The organism is Klebsiella sp. 10 (assembly GCF_018223925.1).
GTDB lineage: Bacteria > Pseudomonadota > Gammaproteobacteria > Enterobacterales > Enterobacteriaceae > Klebsiella > Klebsiella pneumoniae.
Genome location: NZ_JAGRRB010000001.1, coordinates 37,289 through 56,002 on the forward strand (window position 1 = coordinate 37,289; position 18,714 = coordinate 56,002).

Consider the following 18,714-nt stretch of genomic DNA (forward strand, 5'->3'; position numbering starts at 1 on the left):
GATCCTGAACGTTGCCGCCCCTCTGGCGTAGTCGGGGACGGCGTGAAATAATTACGCCCCACAATGTAGCAGGAGTAAAAGATGTTTGCAGGTTTACCTTCGCTGAGCCACGAGCAACAGCAAAAAGCGGTCGAACGTATCCATGAGCTAATGGCTCAGGGGATAAGCAGCGGCCAGGCGATTGCCCTGGTGGCGGAAGAGCTGCGCGCAACGCATACCGGCGAGCAGATCGTCGCGCGCTTTGAAGATGAGGATGAGGACGAGTAATTACACCGCGGCGATAATTTTGATCTCAACTTTATACTGCGGGTTCATCAGCGTCGCTTCCACCGTGCAGCGCACCGGGGCGTGACCAGCCACCACCCACGCGTCCCAGGCTTTATTCATCGCCGCAAAGTCGCTTTTATCGGCGAGGAAGATGGTGGCGTCAAGAATACGCGACTTGTCGCTGCCCTGTTTTTCCAGCACCGCGTCAATCTGCGCCAGGGTATTGGCGGTCTGCTCGAAAGCGTCGGCATCGAGATTTGCCGGCACGCCGGTGTAGTACAGGGTCTGGTTGTGGATCACCACGTCTGACCAACGGGCTTCGGCATCAATACGCGTAATTGTCATTGCTTTTTCCTCTTTAAGCATTCCATTCGGCTGCGGCAAGACTGCCATAATGTGCCGCTCGCGTCACTACCCGGACTGGCGAAACGCCGTCCTCCCTGACATAATCACTGTCCAAATAACCAGGGGGCAATGTGATCGACGATTTTGCAGCAGACGGCCAGCTAGCCAAAGCCATACCGGGATTTAAACCGCGCGAGCCGCAGCGCCAGATGGCGGTGGCGGTCAGCGAAGCGATTGAGGCCTCCCGGCCGCTGGTGGTGGAAGCGGGGACCGGAACCGGTAAAACCTACGCTTACCTGGCGCCTGCGCTGCGGGCGAAAAAAAAGGTGATTATCTCCACCGGCTCGAAAGCGCTGCAGGATCAGCTTTACAGCCGCGATCTGCCCACCGTCGCCAAAGCGCTCAAATTCACCGGGAAACTGGCGCTGCTCAAAGGGCGCTCCAACTACCTGTGTCTCGAACGTCTTGAGCAGCAGGCGCTGGCGGGCGGCGATCTGCCGGTGCAAACCCTCAGCGATGTGATCCTCCTGCGCTCCTGGTCGAATCAAACCCAGGATGGCGATATCAGCACCTGCGCCAGCGTCGCGGAAGACTCTCAGGCCTGGCCGCTGGTCACCAGCACCAACGATAACTGTCTCGGTAGCGACTGCCCACTGTATAAAGATTGCTTCGTGGTGAAGGCGCGTAAAAAAGCGATGGACGCCGACGTGGTGGTGGTCAACCATCACCTGTTTCTGGCCGATATGGTGGTCAAAGAGAGCGGCTTTGCCGAGCTGATCCCCGAGGCGGAAGTGATGATCTTCGATGAAGCCCATCAGCTGCCGGATATCGCCAGTCAGTACTTTGGCCAGTCGCTCTCCAGCCGCCAGCTGCTGGACCTGGCGAAAGACATCACCATTGCCTACCGCACCGAACTGAAAGACACTCAGCAGCTGCAAAAATGCGCCGACCGCCTGGCGCAAAGCGCGCAGGATTTCCGCCTGCAGCTGGGAGACCCGGGCTACCGCGGCAATCTGCGCGAGCTGCTGGCGGACAGCCACATTCAGCGAGCGCTGCTGCTGCTCGATGACGCGCTCGAGCTATGCTATGACGTCGCCAAACTTTCGCTGGGTCGCTCGGCGCTGCTCGACGCCGCTTTTGAGCGCGCCACCCTCTATCGCGGGCGCCTGAAGCGGTTGAAAGAGATCAACCAGCCGGGCTACAGCTACTGGTATGAGTGTACCTCGCGCCACTTTACTCTCGCGCTGACGCCGCTGACCGTGGCCGAGAAGTTTAAAGAGGTGATGGCGCAGAAGTCGGGGAGCTGGATCTTTACCTCGGCGACGCTGTCGGTGAACGACGATCTGCATCACTTTACCGCCCGGCTGGGGATCGACGAGGCGCAGACTCTGCTGCTGCCGAGTCCCTTTGACTATCAGCACCAGGCGCTGCTCTGCGTGCCGCGCAACCTACCCCTGCCGAACCAGCCCGGCGCGGCGCGCCACCTGGCGGCGATGCTCAAGCCGCTGATCGAGGCCAACGACGGTCGCTGCTTTATGCTGTGCACCTCGCACGCCATGATGCGCGATCTGGCGGAGCAGTTCCGCGCCACCATGACGCTACCGGTGCTGCTGCAGGGCGAGACCAGTAAAGGCCAGCTGCTGCAGCAGTTCGTCAGCGCCGGCAACGCGCTGCTGGTGGCTACCAGCAGCTTCTGGGAGGGAGTCGATGTGCGCGGCGACGCGCTGTCGCTGGTGATTATCGATAAGCTACCGTTCACCTCGCCGGACGATCCGCTGCTAAAAGCGCGGATGGAAGATTGCCGGCTGCGCGGCGGCGATCCCTTCGATGAAGTGCAGCTCCCGGATGCGGTGATCACCCTCAAGCAGGGGGTGGGTCGCCTGATCCGCGATATCGACGACCGCGGGGTGCTGGTGATCTGCGACAACCGGCTGGTGATGCGCCCCTACGGCGCGGTGTTCCTGGCCAGTCTGCCGCCGGCGCCGCGAACCCGCGATATCCGTCGGGCGGTGCGCTTTCTCGCCGTACCGCCGGCAAGGTAATCCGCACTAAAATGTGTTAAGCTGCGCGCCATTTTGTTAATTAGCGGTTCCCAATAGACTTCGGGCGGCATGGCGGCGGGTTGGCCGTTTGCCGGAAATCAGGCTGCCTGAAGGCCTGAACTATGTAACGAGAGCGTGACCACCCATGCGAATTTTGGCTATCGATACCGCCACAGAGGCCTGCTCCGCGGCTCTGTGGAATGATGGCACCCTTAGTGCTCATTTCGAAATTTGTCCCCGCGAACATACCCAACGTATCCTGCCGCTGGTGCAGGAGGTCCTCACCGAGAGCGGCACCACGCTGAGCGAGCTGGACGCGCTGGCCTTTGGTCGCGGTCCGGGCAGCTTTACCGGCGTGCGCATCGGCATCGGTATCGCCCAGGGGCTGGCGCTGGGCGCCGAACTGCCAATGATTGGCGTTTCCACGCTGGCCACCATGGCGCAGGGCGCCTGGCGCAAAACCGGCGCCACCCGTGTGCTGGCGGCCATTGATGCGCGTATGGGCGAAGTCTACTGGGCCGAGTACCAGCGCGACGAGCAGGGCGTCTGGCATGGCGAAGAGACGGAAGCGGTGCTCAAACCGGACGCGGTAGCCGAACGACTGGCACAGCTTTCCGGCGAATGGGCCACCGTCGGCACCGGCTGGCAGGCGTGGCCGGATCTGGCGAAAGCGAGCGGACTGACCTTAAGCAGCGGCGAAATTGAATTGCCGGCGGCGGAGGATATGCTGCCGTTAGCCTGTTACCTGCTGGCGGCGGGGAAAACCGTGGCCGTGGAGAAAGCGGAGCCGGTTTATTTGCGAAACGAGGTGGCGTGGAAGAAACTTCCAGGCCGCGAGTGAATCTCAGTAACAAGAAGACTGAGAAAAGGAGTCGCATCATGGCGGGTCAAAAACAGGGCGTTCGCTGGCTGCTGGCCGCAGCGGTTGCCGTTGCGCTAAGCGGCTGCGTATCGGTGCCGGATGCCATCAAAGGCACCAGCCCGACGCCGCAGCAGGATTTGGTGCGGGTGATGAACGCCCCGCAGCTGTACGTTGGCCAGGAAGCGCGCTTTGGCGGTAAGGTGGTCAATGTGCAAAACCAGCAGGGGAAAACCCGCTTAGAAATCGCCACCGTACCGCTGGACAGCGGCGCGCGGCCAGTGCTGGGCGAGCCGTCCCGCGGAAGGATTTTTGCTGACGTCAATGGCTTCCTCGATCCGGTGGATTTCCGCGGTCAACTAGTGACCGTGGTCGGACCGATCGCCGGGGTGGTTGACGGCAAGGTGGGCAGCACGCCGTATAAATTTATGCTGATGAACGCCACCGGCTACAAGCGCTGGAACGTAGTGCAGCAGGTGGTGATGCCTCCGCAACCTATCGACCCGTGGATGCTGGGTCCGCGCCCCTGGAGCTACGGCTATGGCGGCTGGGGCTGGTACAATCCCGGCCCTGCTGAGGTGAGAAACGTTGTAACCGAATGATTTTGTTGTTTATGTTAGTTCAAAGAAACAGCGGCCGGTCCGCTGTTTCTTTGTTTTCAGTCGAATAAGAAAAAAAATAGTGACGCGCTTCGCAACCTGCTCATTGCCTAATTAATAAACTGGTACGCTGAGTTAATATAATGTTAACAAAATGTATTATCCAGGGGCTGTGATGACGACGAATAACTATTTCAGAGGTGATGCAGTGAAAAAGGTTTGGCTAAACCGTTATCCCGCAGATGTTCCGGCGGAGATAAATCCTGACCGCTATCAATCCCTGGTTGAACTGTTTGAACATGCCACCACCCGTTACGCCGACCAACCGGCGTTTATCAATATGGGTGAAGTGATGACCTACCGTAAGCTGGAGGAGCGTAGTCGCGCCTTCGCCGCTTATCTTCAGGAGGGGTTGGGGTTACAGAAGGGCGATCGCGTGGCCCTGATGATGCCTAACCTGCTGCAGTATCCGGTGGCTCTGTTTGGCATCCTGCGCGCCGGGATGATCGTGGTTAACGTCAACCCCTTATATACCCCGCGCGAACTGGAGCATCAGCTCAACGACAGCGGCGCGGCGGCGATCGTCATAGTCTCCAACTTTGCCCATACCCTGGAAAAAGTGGTGGCGAAAACTCAGGTCCAGCATGTGATCCTGACGCGCATGGGCGACCAGCTTTCCACCGCCAAAGGCACGCTGGTGAACTTTGTGGTCAAGTACATTAAGCGCCTGGTGCCGAAGTACCATCTGCCGGACGCCATCTCGTTTCGCAGCGCGTTGCAGCACGGCTATCGCATGCAGTACGTCAAGCCGGAGATCGTTGCGGAAGATCTGGCGTTTCTGCAGTACACCGGGGGCACCACCGGCGTGGCCAAAGGTGCGATGCTCACCCACCGCAATATGCTGGCTAACCTCGAGCAGGTCAATGCCACCTACGGCCCGCTGCTGCATCGCGGCAAAGAGTTCGTGGTGACCGCGCTGCCGCTGTATCACATTTTCGCCCTGACCATGAACTGCCTGCTGTTTATCGAACTGGGCGGGCAAAATTTGCTGATCACCAACCCACGCGATATCCCCGGGCTGGTGAAGGAGCTGGCGAAGTATCCTTTTACCGCCATGACCGGGGTCAACACCCTGTTCAACGCCTTGCTGAACAACAAAGAGTTCCAGCAGCTTGATTTCTCCTCGCTGCATTTGTCCGCCGGCGGTGGGATGCCGGTGCAGCAGGCGGTGGCCGAGCGCTGGGTAAAACTGACCGGGCAATATCTGCTGGAGGGCTACGGCCTGACAGAGTGTTCCCCGCTGGTCAGCGTTAACCCGCACGATATTGACTACCACAGCGGCAGCATTGGCCTGCCGGTGCCTTCCACCGAAGCCAAACTGGTGGATGATGATGATAACGAAGTGGCGCCGGGTCAGCCGGGCGAGCTCTGTATTAAAGGGCCGCAGGTGATGCTGGGCTACTGGCAGCGTCCTGACGCGACGGATGAGATTATCAAAGACGGCTGGCTGCACACCGGGGATATCGCGGTGATGGATGAAGAGGGGTTCCTGCGCATCGTCGATCGCAAAAAAGATATGATCCTGGTGTCGGGTTTTAACGTCTATCCGAACGAAATCGAAGATGTGGTCATGCAGCATAGCGGGGTGCTGGAAGTGGCGGCCATCGGCGTGCCGTCCGGCAGCAGCGGCGAAGCGGTGAAGATTTTCGTAGTCAAGAAAGATGCTGCGTTAACCGAAGAGGCGCTGATTACGTTCTGCCGCCGCCATCTCACCGGCTACAAAGTGCCGAAGCTGGTGGAATTCCGTGACGAACTGCCGAAATCCAATGTCGGGAAAATTTTGCGGCGAGAACTGCGTGACGAAGCGCGCGCTAAAGTGGACAATAAAGGCTAAGTAACGAATGAGTCGCCTGACGCCGGCTACGCCGGCGTTTTTTATGGGCGCAAGTTAAGAGAGTATGCTTTGAACTATCAGATGATCACCACCGACGATGGCCTGCGCGCTGTCTGCGAAGCGGCAAGCACGGCCTCCGCCGTCGCTCTGGATACGGAATTTGTCCGCACCCGCACCTATTACCCGCAGCTGGGCCTGCTGCAGCTGTTCGACGGCCAGCAGGTCTCTCTGATCGATCCCTTGACGATTAACGACTGGGCGCCGATGCGCGACCTGCTGCTCAACCAGGATGTGACTAAATACCTGCATGCCGGCAGCGAAGATTTAGAAGTCTTCCTTAATGCATTTAACCTGATGCCGCAGCCGCTGATTGACACCCAGATCCTGGCGGCCTTCTGCGGCCGCCCAATGTCCTGGGGCTTCGCCTCGATGGTGGAAGAGTATTCCGGGGTAGCGCTGGATAAAAGCGAATCCCGCACCGACTGGCTGGCGCGCCCGCTGACTGAGCGTCAGTGTGAATATGCCGCGGCCGACGTCTGGTATCTGCTGCCGATCGCCAGCCAGTTAATGGCGGAGACCGATCGCGCTGGCTGGCTGCCGGCGGCGCTCGACGAGTGCCGCGTGATGCAGCAGCGTCGTCAGGAGGTGGTCGACCCGGCCGAGGCCTGGCGCGATATCGGCAACGCCTGGCAGCTGCGTACCCGCCAGCTGGGTTGTCTGCAGCTGTTGGCGGAGTGGCGCCTGCGCAAAGCGCGCGAGCGCGACCTGGCGGTAAACTTTGTGGTGCGGGAAGAGCATCTGTGGAGCGTGGCGCGCTATATGCCCACCAGCCTGGGCGAGCTCGACAGCCTCGGGTTGTCCGGTAGCGAAATTCGCTTCCACGGCAAAACGCTGATTAGCCTGGTCGAAAAAGCGCAGGCGCTGCCGGAGTCGGCCCTGCCAGCGCCGCTGCAGAACCTGATCGACATGCCGGGCTACCGCAAAGTCTTTAAAGATATTAAAGCGCTGGTGCAGGAAGTGAGCACGGAGAAGGGCGTAAGCGCGGAGCTGCTGGCGTCGCGTCGGCAGATCAACCAGCTGCTGAACTGGCACTGGCAGCTGAAAACGCAAGCCGGTGAACCTGAGCTGATTTCCGGTTGGCGCGGGGAGCTGATGGCCGAGCGGCTGAAGAGGCTGTTAAACGACTTTCCGCGCTAGTTCGCGGCCAGGTTCAGAGCATTAAAAAACCGGCGGCGCGTGGCGTAGCCGGTTTTTTTTCGCGATAGCGCGACAGGTCAGGATTTCGACTCTTCCGTTTCGGGTAGGGTCACGTTCAGCTCAAGAATGGATATATCCCCGTCCCGCTGCTCCAGCTGCACGCTGACCATCTCCGGGTCGATCTGTACGTATTTACAGATCACTTCCAGGATATCTTTGCGTAACTGCGGCAGGTAATGCGGCTCCGCGTCTCCGCGGCGGCGCTCGGCGACGATGATTTGCAGGCGTTCTTTCGCAATATTAGCCGTGTTCTTTTTTCGCGAGAGAAAAAAGTCGAGTAAAGCCATAATTTATCCTCCGAACAGGCGTTTGAGGAATCCTTTCTTCTCTTCTTCAATGAAGCGGAAAGGGCGTTCTTCTCCGAGCAGACGTTCAACGGTATCGGCATAGGCTTTGCCTGCGTCCGAGGCGGCATCGAGGATCACCGGCTCACCCTGGTTGGATGCGCGCAGGACTGACTGGTCTTCCGGGATCACGCCTACCAGGTTGATGCGCAGAATTTCCAGCACGTCTTCCATGCTCAGCATATCGCCTTTATTAACGCGGCCTGGATTGTAGCGGGTCAGCAGCAGATGCTCTTTGATTGGCTCTTCGCCATTTTCCGCGCGGCGGGATTTAGAGGCGAGAATGCCAAGGATACGGTCGGAGTCGCGAACGGAGGAGACTTCCGGGTTAGTGGTGATGATGGCTTCATCAGCAAAGTAAAGCGCCATCAGCGCACCGGTTTCAATGCCTGCCGGGGAATCACAGACGATGAAATCGAATTCCATTTTCTTCAGTTCTTCGAGAACCTTGTCGACGCCTTCGCGAGTCAGAGCGTCTTTATCCCGGGTCTGGGAAGCCGGGAGAATGTAGAGATTTTCCGTGCGCTTATCTTTAATCAGCGCCTGGTTCAGTGTGGCATCGCCCTGAATGACGTTGACGAAATCATAAACGACGCGACGTTCGCAGCCCATAATCAGGTCGAGGTTACGCAGGCCGATGTCGAAGTCGATAACGACGGTTTTCTTTCCCTTCTGGGCCAAACCTGTAGCGATGGCCGCGCTGGAGGTGGTCTTGCCAACGCCCCCTTTACCCGAAGTCACAACAATAATGCGTGCCATAGAAATTCCTTGTTAAAAAGGGATTAATTTAACGGTTGAATTGCCAAAGCGCTTTCACCTAAACGCAGGCGCGCCGCTTTGCCATAAAATTCGGCCGGGATGTTATCGCTCAGCCAATATTCCCCGGCGATGGAGACCAGCTCCGCCGCAAGGTGGGTACAAAATATCTGGGCGTCTCTGTCGCCACCGGCGCCTGCCAGCGCGCGTCCTCGCATCATGCCATATACATGGATATTTCCGTCAGCGATAAGTTCCGCACCGGCACTCACATGATTTGTAACAATAAGATCACAGTGTGGCGCATAAATGCGCTGACCGGAACGTACCGGCTGATCAATCAAACGCGTTTTTGTGATCTGACTAGCAACTGGCGGCGGCGGGGTGGGTTCGGACGGTGCCGGACGAGAGGCTTTTTCTTTCCCTTCGGTTAATAACGGGATGCCGGCGCGGTCGATTTCGGTTTTCAGGCGCGGAATTTTGCATCCGCTAACGCCCATAATACGTAAACCGGTCGCGGCGATAGCCTCGTTGATGGCGCGCCATTCTACCTCCTCCTCAATGCTGGCGATATTCACCACCACCGGAGCATGACGTAAAAAGGCGGGAGCCTGGGCGATTTTGTCTTCTAACGCCTGACGAATAACCTCGGGATTTGCATCGTGCAAATGAACGACAGATAACGTGAAGCTACTGCCTTTAAGTTCGATTGGCGTATTTGACATCCTGGCCTTACTCAATTTGCTGTTTATCAACCGCCGAAGTGCGGTGATATTCCGAAGACTAAAAGGCATGTTATAGTCACTCATATATTGAGGCAAGTGACCACGGGTCTAATTCCGAGTAAAACTATGTTTTGTGTGATCTATCGAAGTACTAAACGTGAACAAACCTATTTATACGTCGAAAAAAAGGACGATTTCTCGCGCGTTCCTGACGAGCTAATGAGCAGCTTTGGCACGCCGCAAATGGCGATGCTGCTGCCGCTGGATGGGCGCAAAAAACTGGTTAACGCCGATCTGGAAAAAGTGAAACAGGCGTTAAGCGAACAGGGCTATTACCTGCAACTGCCTCCGCCGTCTGAAAATCTACTAAAGAAACACCTGGCGGAACAGGGGAAACAATCCGATTAACCCACGAGGGAAAATAATGTACCAACATCATAACTGGCAGGGTGCGCTTCTGGATTATCCAGTAAGCAAAGTAGTGTGCGTCGGCAGTAATTATGCGAAACACATCAAGGAAATGGGCAGTGCGACGCCGGAAGAGCCGGTGCTGTTTATTAAACCTGAGACTGCGCTGTGCGATCTTCGTCAGCCGTTGGTGCTTCCTGAGGGGCTGGGCTCGGTGCATCACGAAGTCGAGCTGGCGGTGCTTATCGGCAGCACGCTGCGTCAGGCGACGGAAGAGCATGTGCTGAAAGGGATTGCCGGCTATGGCGTCGCGCTGGATCTCACGCTGCGCGACCTGCAGGCGAAAATGAAAAAAGCGGGACAACCCTGGGAGAAGGCCAAAGGCTTCGATAACGCCTGTCCGATCTCCGGCTTTATCCCGGCCGCTGAGTTCCACGGCGACCCGCAGAATACGTCGTTAAGCCTGAAGATTAATGGCGAAGTGCGCCAGCAGGGCACCACTGCCGACATGATCCATAGGATTGTGCCGCTGATCGCCTATATGTCGCGCTTCTTTACCCTCAAAGCCGGGGATGTGATCCTCACCGGCACCCCGGAAGGCGTGGGGCCGCTGCACAGCGGTGACGAGCTGGAGGTCGGCTTCAACGACCTGGCGCTCACTACCCGCGTGCTGTAAGCGCTATTTGCCGCCTTTTGGGGCGGCAAAACTTGCATCGGCGTGCCAGACTGGTTATAAGGTGCACCCTTAACTGGCAACGACGGACACTCCGATGAGCGAACAACCTTTCTGGCAACAAAAAACACTGGATGACATGAGCGACGCGGAGTGGGAATCGCTGTGTGACGGCTGCGGCCAGTGCTGCCTGCACAAGCTGATGGATGAAGACACTGACGAGATCTACTTCACCAACGTCGCCTGTCGTCAGCTCAATATCAAAACCTGCCAGTGTCGTAACTACGCGCGTCGCTTTGAGTATGAGCCGGACTGCATCAAGCTTACCCGCGAAAATCTGCCGACCTTTGAATGGCTGCCGCCGACCTGTGCCTATCGCCTGCTGGCGGAAGGCAAGCCTCTGCCGGCCTGGCACCCGCTGCTGACTGGCTCAAAAGCGGCGATGCACGGCGAACGCATCTCCGTTCGCCATATTGCAGTGCCTGAGTCCACGGTGGTCGACTGGCAGGATCATATCCTCAATCTGCCTGACAGGGCGCGCTAAGCGCCGTCACGCTTTCTTCGCGTGGAACAGCCCGTTTTCACCGTCGGTTTCTTCCGCCACCCAGAAGTGAATATTGAAGCGGGCGTCGTCACTGAGTTCGACGCGGTGCCAGTACTGCGGCGGACTGGTAGCAAACTGCCCGGCATGAATCACGACTTTTTTCTCCGGCTCCGTCGCCTGTTCATTGGCAAAACCGTAATAGGTGACCGTGCCCTCCATGACGCACAGCTGGCCGAAGACGCCAGCCGCGGTGTTGTGGTGGCTCAGCAGGGCGGCAGGGACATTCTCTTTGGTAAAGAATGGGGTGGAGCGTTTAACTTTCCAGTCTGCGGGGATCAGTAAAGATGACATGTGAGCTCCTGTGGGGTTTTAAAAGATGTATTTAATATGCGCCTTTTGGCAGCTGTGGTCAACCATAGACATGAAACGATTCAGTGATGCGCAGGAGGCATAAAAAAACGCCCCGCAGGGCGTTTCATTGTGGGCTGTACTCGCCGCGGCTTAACGACCAAACAGATCGCGTTTTTTCGCTTTGAAAGGCTGAGCAACGATCACCAGAATAGCGACCAGCAGATAGGCGGCGAAAATCCCCACCAGCCATTGCGGCATCTCCAGCGACAGGAACTGCCACTGACGTACTGAACAGTCTCCGGACGCAACGAAAACCTGCGGCAGCCATTTATCCAGCGGCAGCCAGGTTGGGAAGCGGGCGGCGAAATCGCAGGTCTGGAACGGTGAAGGGTGCAGCTGGATCATCGTATGCTCCCACGCCAGCTGTAGTCCGCGTATCGCGCTGTACAACCAGATTGCCATGGCGACATAGCGCAGCGGCGTTTTGGGGGCGATAGCGCCCACCAGTCCCGCGCCCATGATGCCGAACAGCGCGCAGCGTTCGTAAATACACATGACACACGGCTGCAGCAGCATCACGTGCTGGAACCACAGCGCGACAAGTTCGAGAATAAAAGCGGTCAACGCCATCAGGAGCCAGGCACCGCGTCCTCTTGAGCACTGGTTTAAATATTGCAACATAATCATTTCCCTGGAAGATGCTAAATCATGGCAGTGTAAACGAAAACCGAACCGACGCCAGAGGCGCGGCGGAAAATATTCCGTAACGGGTTATTGATGCGCCCGGGCGAACCCGGGCAAAAACTGACTCAGGGCAAGGTGGGCGTCACCAGCCAGCCGTGCGCCAGCAGCCAGTCGGTGACTGGCATCAGGGTGAACTCGACGCATAACAGGCCGACCAGCGTCAGTACGATGGTGTAGGGCAGCGCCATCCACACCATACGGCCATAGGAGAGCCTAATAAGCGGCGCCAGGGCGGAAGTCAGCAGGAAGAGAAACGCCGCCTGGCCGTTCGGGGTAGCCACCGAGGGCAGGTTGGTGCCGGTGTTGATCGCTACCGCCAGCATCTCAAACTGGGGCAGGCTGATGGCGCCATGTTCGAGCGCCGCTTTCGCTTCGTTGATGTAGACCGTGCCGACAAACACGTTATCCGAAATGGACGACAGCAGGCCGTTGAACAGATAAAACAGCGACAGCTGCGCGTGCGGCGAGGCCTGCAGGACAAACTCGATCACCGGCGTGAACAGCTGCTGATCGATGATAACCGCGACGATGGAGAAGAAGACCGTCAGCAGCGCGGTAAAGGGCAGCGCCTCGGTGAACGCCTTGCCAATGGCGTGCTCATCGGTAACGCCGGTAAAGGTGGTGGCGAGGATGATCACCGACAGGCCAATCAGGCCGACCTCAGCCAGGTGAAAAGCCAGGGCCACGATCAGCCAAACGCCAATGAGCGCCTGGGCAATCAGCCGCAGTCGCTCCTGACGGCTGCGCTGGGCGCGGCTGCGATCGTCAAACTCCTGCAGCACCTTGCGCACCGTCGGCGGTAGCGGTTCGCCGTAGCCAAACAGGCGATACTTTTCGACCAGCAGACAGGTTAACAGACCGCAGACCATCACCGGCAGGGTCACGGGCGCCATGCGAAGAAAGAACTCGCCAAAATGCCAGCCCGCGGCTTTGGCGATAATCAGGTTTTGCGGCTCGCCGACCATGGTCATGACGCCGCCGAGCGCGGTCCCGACGCCGGCGTGCATCATCAGGCTGCGCAGAAAGCCGCGGAACTGCTCCAGCACCTCACGGTAGTGCTGCTCGATATGGCTGTCATCGAGCAGGTCGCTATCGTCCGGGCGCGCCGAGGCGACGCGGTGATAGATGCCGTAGAACCCGACGGCGACGCTGATCACTACCGCCACCACCGTCAGCGCATCGAGAAAGGCCGAGAGGAAGGCGGCCGCCAGGCAGAAGGCCAGCGATAGCAGCATTTTGCTGCGGATCCCCAGCAGCAGGCGCGTAAACACGAACAGCAAAAGCTGTTTCATAAAGTAGATACCCGCCACCATGAACATCAGCAGGAGCAGCACCTCCAGATTGCCGGCGATCTCTTCCCGGACGTGCGCCGGGCTGGTCATGCCGATCAGCAGCGCCTCGATAGCCAGCAGACCACCCGGCAGCAGCGGATAGCACTTCAGCGCCATGGCGAGGGTAAAGATAAACTCGACCACCAGCAGCCAGCCGGCGACAAACGGCGCCACGGCGAACACCAGCGGATTTACGATTAAGAAAATGATTAATGCCAGCTTGTACCAGTCCGGCGACTGGCCAAGAAAATTGCGCCACAGCGCGCGGCCATAAGAAATTTCCACGACAGAATCCTTCCCCGTCAATGAGTGCATGGTTTTGTGCATAACGATTGGCAAGAGTACCAGTTGAGCAAAATGAGAAGCAACTTTCTTCGCGCCGCGCTGGCGGTTTGTGAAGATAAGGAAAAGCGCAAAGTAAAAGCGGAAAATGAAACGGCGATCCCTTTTTAATTCACTTGCCATGCTATCTGCGCTATAGCGGCTCTGGTATGATGAGTGCAATTGTAACGCTGTGTAATGGAAATCTTACTATGGTCATTAAGGCGCAGAGCCCTGCGGGTTTCGCGGAAGAGTACATCATTGAGAGTATCTGGAATAACCGCTTCCCTCCCGGATCGATTCTCCCCGCTGAACGCGAGCTTTCTGAGCTGATCGGTGTCACCCGCACAACCCTGCGCGAAGTATTGCAGCGTCTGGCCCGTGACGGCTGGCTGACCATTCAGCATGGTAAGCCCACTAAAGTGAATAACTTTTGGGAAACCTCCGGCCTGAATATCCTCGAAACGCTGGCGCGCCTCGATCACGACAGCGTGCCGCAGCTGATTGATAATCTGCTCTCCGTGCGCACCAACATTTCCACGATTTTTATCCGCACCGCGTTTCGCCAGCATCCGGATAAAGCGCTGGCGGTCCTGGACAGCGCCCGGGAGGTGGAGGATCACGCCGACGCCTTCGCCGAGCTTGATTATAATATTTTCCGTGGTCTGGCGTTTGCCTCCGGCAACCCGATCTACGGTCTGATCCTCAACGGCATGAAGGGGTTGTATACCCGCATCGGCCGCCACTATTTCTCCAGCCCGGAAGCGCGCAGCCTGGCGCTCGGTTTCTATCATCAGCTGGCGAAAGTGTGTGAGGCTGGCCTGCATGACCAGGTTTACGAGCTGGTTCGTCGCTACGGCCATGACAGCGGCGAGATCTGGCACCGGATGCAGAAATCGCTGCCCGGTGATTTAGCCATGAATATGCGTTAAGCGGGCTTTTCGCGATCGATAAACAGAACAAGGGGGCCAATGGCCCCCTTTGTTATTTTACTCGCCCCGCAATGCTATAGCGCGTTCGGCCGCGCCGGGCAGCGGTCCAACAGCTCAATGCTGCCGTCGGCGTTCTGCTGCTCCAGCAGCACATCGAACCCCCACAGACGATGCACATGCTTCAGCACTTCGCGCCGGCCTTTGTCCAGCGGGACGCGGTTGTGCGGCACATAGCGCAAGGTCAGCGATCGGTCGCCGCGCAGGTCAACGTTCCACACCTGGATGTTCGGCTCAAGATTGCTGAGGTTATACTGCGCGGAGAGCTTATTGCGGATCTCGCGATAACCCTCTTCGTTGTGAATCGCCGAGATCTCCAGATAATTGTTGTGATCGTCGTCGAGCACGGTAAAGAAGCGGAAATCGCGCATGATCTTCGGCGACAGGAACTGACTGATAAAGCTTTCATCCTTAAAGTCGCGCATGGCGAAATGCAGCGTTTCCAGCCAGTCAGAACCGGCGATATCGGGGAACCAGTACTTATCCTCTTCCGTGGGCGACTGACAGATGCGCTTGATGTCCTGGAACATGGCGAAGCCCAGCGCGTAGGGGTTAATCCCGCTGTACCACGGACTGTTGTACGGCGGCTGGAACACCACGTTGGTATGGCTGTGGAGAAACTCCAGCATAAAGCGCTCAGTCACTTTCCCTTCATCGTAGAGATGGTTGAGGATGGTGTAGTGCCAGAAGGTGGCCCACCCCTCGTTCATCACCTGGGTCTGTTTCTGCGGGTAGAAATACTGGCTGACTTTACGCACGATGCGCAGGATCTCGCGCTGCCACGGTTCGAGCAGCGGGGCGTTCTTCTCCATAAAGTACAGCAGGTTCTCCTGCGGTTCGGAAGGGTAGCGACGAGCGGATTCAATCGCTTTTTCTTCCTCGCGCTTCGGCAGGGTGCGCCACAGCATATTCACCTGGCTTTGCAGATACTCTTCCCGGCTTTTCTGCCGCGCTTTCTCCTCCTGCAGAGAGATTTTTTGCGGACGTTTATAGCGGTCGACGCCGTAGTTCATCAGCGCGTGGCAGGAGTCGAGCAGTTTCTCTACTTCGTCGACGCCATAGCGCTCTTCGCACTCGGTGATGTACTTACGGGCAAAGATCAGATAGTCGATGATCGAGCTGGCGTCGGTCCAGCTGCGAAACAGATAGTTATTTTTAAAAAACGAGTTATGCCCGTAGCAGGCATGGGCCATCACCAGCGCCTGCATGGTGATGGTGTTTTCCTCCATCAGGTAGGCGATACAGGGGTTGGAGTTGATGACTATCTCATACGCCAGACCCTGCTGACCGTGCTTATAGGCCTGCTCGGTCTCAATAAATTTTTTGCCAAACGACCAGTGCGGATAGTTGATGGGCATGCCGACGCTGGAGTAGGCGTCCATCATCTGCTCGGAAGTAATGACTTCGATCTGGTGCGGGTAGGTGTCAAGACGATAGAGCTTGGCGACCCGGTCCACTTCGGCCAGGTAGGTTTCCAGTAACTCGAACGTCCAGTCGGGTCCATCGCTTAAACGGGTGGTGTCCCTGTTCATGGAGTCAATCGTAGCCATTAGCGCGCCCTCGTTGTTGTTGGTTTTCTCTGAACGGAAAACCTCTAAACAAGCATAGAACACGGTGCAGCAAACTGTGCTGTACGCCAATCGCTTTTCTTCGCGATTTCCCCATCTCAAAGCCGTTTTTTTGCCTTGTTTGCAGAATTTAATGCTGGGTAAAAATAAAGCGCAGCATGAGATCGTAAATCTCACAGCGCAGGGCTGGTGCGGTTTGCTGTGAGTTAATTCACCATAAATAAAGCGTATGTTGAATAATATTTTCAACTGAGTTATCAATTTGTAATTAGATGATTGTTCTTTAACTGTTACGGAGTCGCTATGCGTGTCGTCATACTGGGAAGTGGGGTGGTTGGGGTAGCCAGCGCGTGGTATTTGAGTCAGGCGGGTCATGACGTGACGGTCATCGACCGTCAGCCCGGTCCGGCAGAGGAGACCAGCGCGGCCAACGCCGGGCAGATTTCTCCCGGCTATGCGGCGCCCTGGGCGGCGCCGGGGGTGCCGCTGAAGGCGATCAAATGGATGTTTCAGCGCCATGCGCCGCTGGCGATCGGTCTTGACGGCACCTCGTTCCAGTTGAAGTGGATGTGGCAGATGCTGCGCAACTGCGACACCCGCCACTATATGGAGAACAAAGGCCGTATGGTGCGCCTGGCGGAGTACAGCCGCGACTGCCTGAAGGCGCTGCGCGACACCACCGGCATTCAGTATGAAGGGCGCCAGGGCGGGACGCTGCAGCTGTTCCGTACCGCCAAACAGTATGAAAATGCCACCCGCGACATCGCGGTGCTGGAGGACGCCGGCGTGCCGTATCAGCTGCTGGAAGCGAAGCGGTTGGCGGAGGTGGAGCCGGCGCTGGCGGAGGTAAGCCACAAACTGACCGGCGGCCTGCGTCTGCCAAATGATGAAACCGGCGACTGCCAGCTGTTTACCACCCGTTTGGCGGCGATGGCGGAACAGGCCGGCGTGACCTTCCGCTTCAACACCGCAGTGGATGCGCTGCTGCACGAGGGCGATCGCATTGCCGGGGTGAAATGCGGCGATGAGATTATCAAGGGCGACGCCTATGTGATGGCCTTCGGCTCCTACTCGACGGCGATGCTTAAAGGGCTGGTGGATATACCGGTCTACCCGCTGAAAGGCTACTCATTGACTATTCCGATCGCTCAGGAGGACGGCGCGCCGGTTTCAACTATCCTTGATGAGACTTACAAAATCGCCATCACCCGCTTCGATCAGCGCATTCGGGTCGGCGGCATGGCGGAGATCGTCGGTTTTAACAAAGCGCTGCTGCAGCCGCGTCGCGAAACCCTGGAGATGGTGGTGCGCGATCTGTTCCCGCGCGGCGGCCACGTGGAGCAGGCGACGTTCTGGGCGGGCCTGCGGCCGATGACGCCGGACGGCACGCCGGTGGTCGGCCGCACAGCGTATAAAAATCTGTGGCTCAACACCGGCCACGGCACGCTTGGCTGGACCATGGCCTGCGGCTCCGGGCAGCTTATCAGCGATCTGATCTCCGGCCGCACGCCGGCGATCCCTTACGACGATCTGGCGGTTGCCCGCTACAGCCCCGGTTTTACCCCGGCGCGCCCGCAGCACCTGCACGGCGCACACAACTAAGGAGCTTGCATGACCCGTCCGGTAGTGGCCAGCATCGACCTGCTGGCCTTGCGGCAGAATTTACAGATAGTGCGTCGCGCGGCCCCCGGGTCGCGCCTGTGGGCGGTGGTCAAGGCCAACGCCTACGGCCACGGCGTGGCGCGCGTATGGAGTGCGTTAAGCGCGGCGGATGGTTTCGCCTTGCTCAACCTGGAAGAGGCGATCCTGCTGCGCGAGCAGGGCTGGAAAGGCCCGATCCTGCTGCTGGAGGGCTTCTTCCATGCCGATGAGCTGGCGGTGCTGGATCAATATCGTTTAACCACCAGCGTCCACAGCAACTGGCAGATTAAGGCCCTGCAACAGGCGAAGCTGCGCGCGCCGCTGGATATCTATCTCAAGGTGAACAGCGGCATGAACCGGCTGGGCTTTATGCCTGAGCGGGTCCACACCGTCTGGCAGCAGCTGCGGGCGATAAGCAACGTCGGCGAGATGACGCTGATGTCGCACTTCGCGGAGGCTGAGAACCCGCAGGGAATTGTCGAGCCGATGCGCCGTATCGAACAGGCGGCGGAGGGGCTGGATTGCCCGCGCTCGCTGGCCAACTCGGCGGCGACCCTCTGGCATCCGGAAGCGCATTTTGACTGGGTTCGTCCAGGCATCGTGCTGTATGGCGCGTCGCCTTCCGGGCAGTGGCAGGACATCGCCAACACCGGGCTGAAGCCGGTGATGACGCTGCGCAGCGAGATTATCGGCGTGCAGAACCTGCGCCCCGGCGAGGCGATTGGCTATGGCGGCCTGTACCGCACCACCCAGGAGCAGCGGATCGGCATCGTCGCCTGCGGCTATGCCGATGGCTATCCGCGGGTGGCGCCGAGCGGCACGCCGGTGCTGGTGGATGGCGTACGCACCACCACCGTTGGACGCGTATCGATGGATATGCTGGCGGTCGATTTAACGCCTTGTCCGCAGGCCGGGATCGGCGCGCCGGTCGAACTGTGGGGCAAAGAGATTAAAATCGACGACGTGGCGGCCAGCAGCGGCACCGTCGGCTATGAGCTGATGTGCGCCCTGGCGCCGCGGGTGCCAGTTGTGACCCTGTAACCTATTCCGGGGCGG

Annotated in this window: 22 protein-coding genes; 14 read left to right on the forward strand and 8 right to left on the reverse strand. The window is 58.2% G+C overall.

The features are described 5' to 3' along the window. Positions 1-81: 81 nt before the first annotated feature. Positions 82-267 carry a YoaH family protein gene (locus KHQ26_RS00195; protein WP_004145519.1) on the forward strand — a complete coding sequence of 62 codons (186 nt, stop codon included), beginning with the start codon at positions 82-84 and terminating at the stop codon, positions 265-267. Here the strand turns inward: KHQ26_RS00195 and KHQ26_RS00200 are convergent, their stop codons facing one another. Further along, positions 268-612, reverse strand: coding sequence for a RidA family protein (locus KHQ26_RS00200; RefSeq protein WP_002910910.1), 345 nt, complete (start codon positions 610-612; stop codon positions 268-270). A 131-nt stretch (positions 613-743) separates the two neighbouring features. Here KHQ26_RS00200 and KHQ26_RS00205 point away from each other — a divergent pair, with 131 nt between their 5' ends. The 5 genes from KHQ26_RS00205 (at position 744) to rnd (ending at position 7,203) form a co-directional block, all read left to right on the forward strand. Beyond that, positions 744-2,654 carry an ATP-dependent DNA helicase gene (locus KHQ26_RS00205; RefSeq protein WP_004175456.1) on the forward strand — a complete coding sequence of 637 codons (1,911 nt, stop codon included), beginning with the start codon at positions 744-746 and terminating at the stop codon, positions 2,652-2,654. Positions 2,655-2,799: 145 nt separating this feature from the next. Further along, positions 2,800-3,495 carry a tRNA (adenosine(37)-N6)-threonylcarbamoyltransferase complex dimerization subunit type 1 TsaB gene (gene tsaB / locus KHQ26_RS00210; RefSeq protein ID WP_004151443.1) on the forward strand — a complete coding sequence of 232 codons (696 nt, stop codon included), beginning with the start codon at positions 2,800-2,802 and terminating at the stop codon, positions 3,493-3,495. A gap of 38 nt (positions 3,496-3,533) precedes the next feature. Continuing rightward, positions 3,534-4,115, forward strand: a complete 582-nt coding sequence (locus KHQ26_RS00215) for a Slp family lipoprotein (protein WP_020804914.1) — start codon at positions 3,534-3,536, stop codon at positions 4,113-4,115. Positions 4,116-4,320: 205 nt separating this feature from the next. Beyond that, positions 4,321-6,006 carry a long-chain-fatty-acid--CoA ligase FadD gene (gene fadD / locus KHQ26_RS00220; RefSeq protein WP_002910904.1) on the forward strand — a complete coding sequence of 562 codons (1,686 nt, stop codon included), beginning with the start codon at positions 4,321-4,323 and terminating at the stop codon, positions 6,004-6,006. A gap of 81 nt (positions 6,007-6,087) precedes the next feature. Next, positions 6,088-7,203, forward strand: coding sequence for a ribonuclease D (rnd, locus tag KHQ26_RS00225; protein WP_049257092.1), 1,116 nt, complete (start codon positions 6,088-6,090; stop codon positions 7,201-7,203). Between the two features lie 77 nt (positions 7,204-7,280). Here rnd and minE read toward each other — a convergent pair whose 3' ends face one another. The 3 genes from minE to minC are packed head-to-tail and all read right to left on the reverse strand — an operon-like array spanning position 7,281 to position 9,088. Beyond that, positions 7,281-7,550: a cell division topological specificity factor MinE gene (gene minE / locus KHQ26_RS00230; protein WP_002910902.1), complete on the reverse strand. Its 270-nt coding sequence runs from the start codon at positions 7,548-7,550 to the stop codon at positions 7,281-7,283. Between the two features lie 3 nt (positions 7,551-7,553). Further along, complete coding sequence (gene minD / locus KHQ26_RS00235; RefSeq protein WP_002910900.1) at positions 7,554-8,366, reverse strand: septum site-determining protein MinD; 813 nt, start codon at positions 8,364-8,366, stop codon at positions 7,554-7,556. 23 nt (positions 8,367-8,389) lie between these two features. Beyond that, positions 8,390-9,088, reverse strand: coding sequence for a septum site-determining protein MinC (minC, locus tag KHQ26_RS00240; protein WP_002910899.1), 699 nt, complete (start codon positions 9,086-9,088; stop codon positions 8,390-8,392). 126 nt (positions 9,089-9,214) lie between these two features. Between minC and KHQ26_RS00245 the strand changes: the two genes are divergently transcribed. From KHQ26_RS00245 to KHQ26_RS00255, 3 genes are all read left to right on the forward strand, one after another. Continuing rightward, positions 9,215-9,496: a YcgL domain-containing protein gene (locus KHQ26_RS00245; protein ID WP_029496921.1), complete on the forward strand. Its 282-nt coding sequence runs from the start codon at positions 9,215-9,217 to the stop codon at positions 9,494-9,496. Positions 9,497-9,512: 16 nt separating this feature from the next. After that, on the forward strand, positions 9,513-10,172 hold the full coding sequence (locus KHQ26_RS00250; protein WP_004175463.1) for a fumarylacetoacetate hydrolase family protein: 660 nt from the start codon (positions 9,513-9,515) through the stop codon (positions 10,170-10,172). Positions 10,173-10,266: 94 nt separating this feature from the next. Then, the gene (locus tag KHQ26_RS00255) at positions 10,267-10,713 is read left to right on the forward strand and encodes a YcgN family cysteine cluster protein (protein ID WP_002910896.1); all 447 of its coding nucleotides are present in this window, start codon (positions 10,267-10,269) and stop codon (positions 10,711-10,713) included. Between the two features lie 6 nt (positions 10,714-10,719). Here the strand turns inward: KHQ26_RS00255 and KHQ26_RS00260 are convergent, their stop codons facing one another. The 3 genes from KHQ26_RS00260 to nhaB form a co-directional block, all read right to left on the reverse strand. Beyond that, a complete protein-coding gene (locus tag KHQ26_RS00260; RefSeq protein ID WP_002910895.1) occupies positions 10,720-11,064 on the reverse strand; it encodes a DUF1971 domain-containing protein in 345 nt (114 codons plus the stop codon). Positions 11,065-11,214: 150 nt separating this feature from the next. Beyond that, the gene (gene dsbB, locus KHQ26_RS00265; protein ID WP_002910894.1) at positions 11,215-11,745 is read right to left on the reverse strand and encodes a disulfide bond formation protein DsbB; all 531 of its coding nucleotides are present in this window, start codon (positions 11,743-11,745) and stop codon (positions 11,215-11,217) included. Positions 11,746-11,873: 128 nt separating this feature from the next. Next, a complete protein-coding gene (gene nhaB / locus KHQ26_RS00270) occupies positions 11,874-13,424 on the reverse strand; it encodes a sodium/proton antiporter NhaB (protein ID WP_014343233.1) in 1,551 nt (516 codons plus the stop codon). Positions 13,425-13,460: 36 nt separating this feature from the next. Here nhaB and KHQ26_RS26165 point away from each other — a divergent pair, with 36 nt between their 5' ends. Continuing rightward, positions 13,461-13,592 (forward strand): hypothetical protein, encoded by a 132-nt coding sequence (locus KHQ26_RS26165; RefSeq protein ID WP_004163532.1) that lies wholly within the window; start codon positions 13,461-13,463, stop codon positions 13,590-13,592. Positions 13,593-13,672: 80 nt separating this feature from the next. Next, positions 13,673-14,392: a fatty acid metabolism transcriptional regulator FadR gene (gene fadR / locus KHQ26_RS00275; protein ID WP_002910890.1), complete on the forward strand. Its 720-nt coding sequence runs from the start codon at positions 13,673-13,675 to the stop codon at positions 14,390-14,392. A gap of 74 nt (positions 14,393-14,466) precedes the next feature. Here the strand turns inward: fadR and KHQ26_RS00280 are convergent, their stop codons facing one another. Next, positions 14,467-15,999: a SpoVR family protein gene (locus KHQ26_RS00280; protein ID WP_002910889.1), complete on the reverse strand. Its 1,533-nt coding sequence runs from the start codon at positions 15,997-15,999 to the stop codon at positions 14,467-14,469. 76 nt (positions 16,000-16,075) lie between these two features. Between KHQ26_RS00280 and KHQ26_RS00285 the strand changes: the two genes are divergently transcribed. The 3 genes from KHQ26_RS00285 (at position 16,076) to dadX (ending at position 18,699) form a co-directional block, all read left to right on the forward strand. Then, entirely contained in the window at positions 16,076-16,222 is a 147-nt protein-coding gene (locus KHQ26_RS00285) for a hypothetical protein (RefSeq protein WP_004145506.1), read from the forward strand. 98 nt (positions 16,223-16,320) lie between these two features. Beyond that, entirely contained in the window at positions 16,321-17,619 is a 1,299-nt protein-coding gene (locus tag KHQ26_RS00290) for a D-amino acid dehydrogenase (RefSeq protein ID WP_029496920.1), read from the forward strand. A 9-nt stretch (positions 17,620-17,628) separates the two neighbouring features. Continuing rightward, positions 17,629-18,699, forward strand: coding sequence for a catabolic alanine racemase DadX (gene dadX, locus KHQ26_RS00295; protein WP_002910887.1), 1,071 nt, complete (start codon positions 17,629-17,631; stop codon positions 18,697-18,699). Positions 18,700-18,714: the final 15 nt, after the last annotated feature.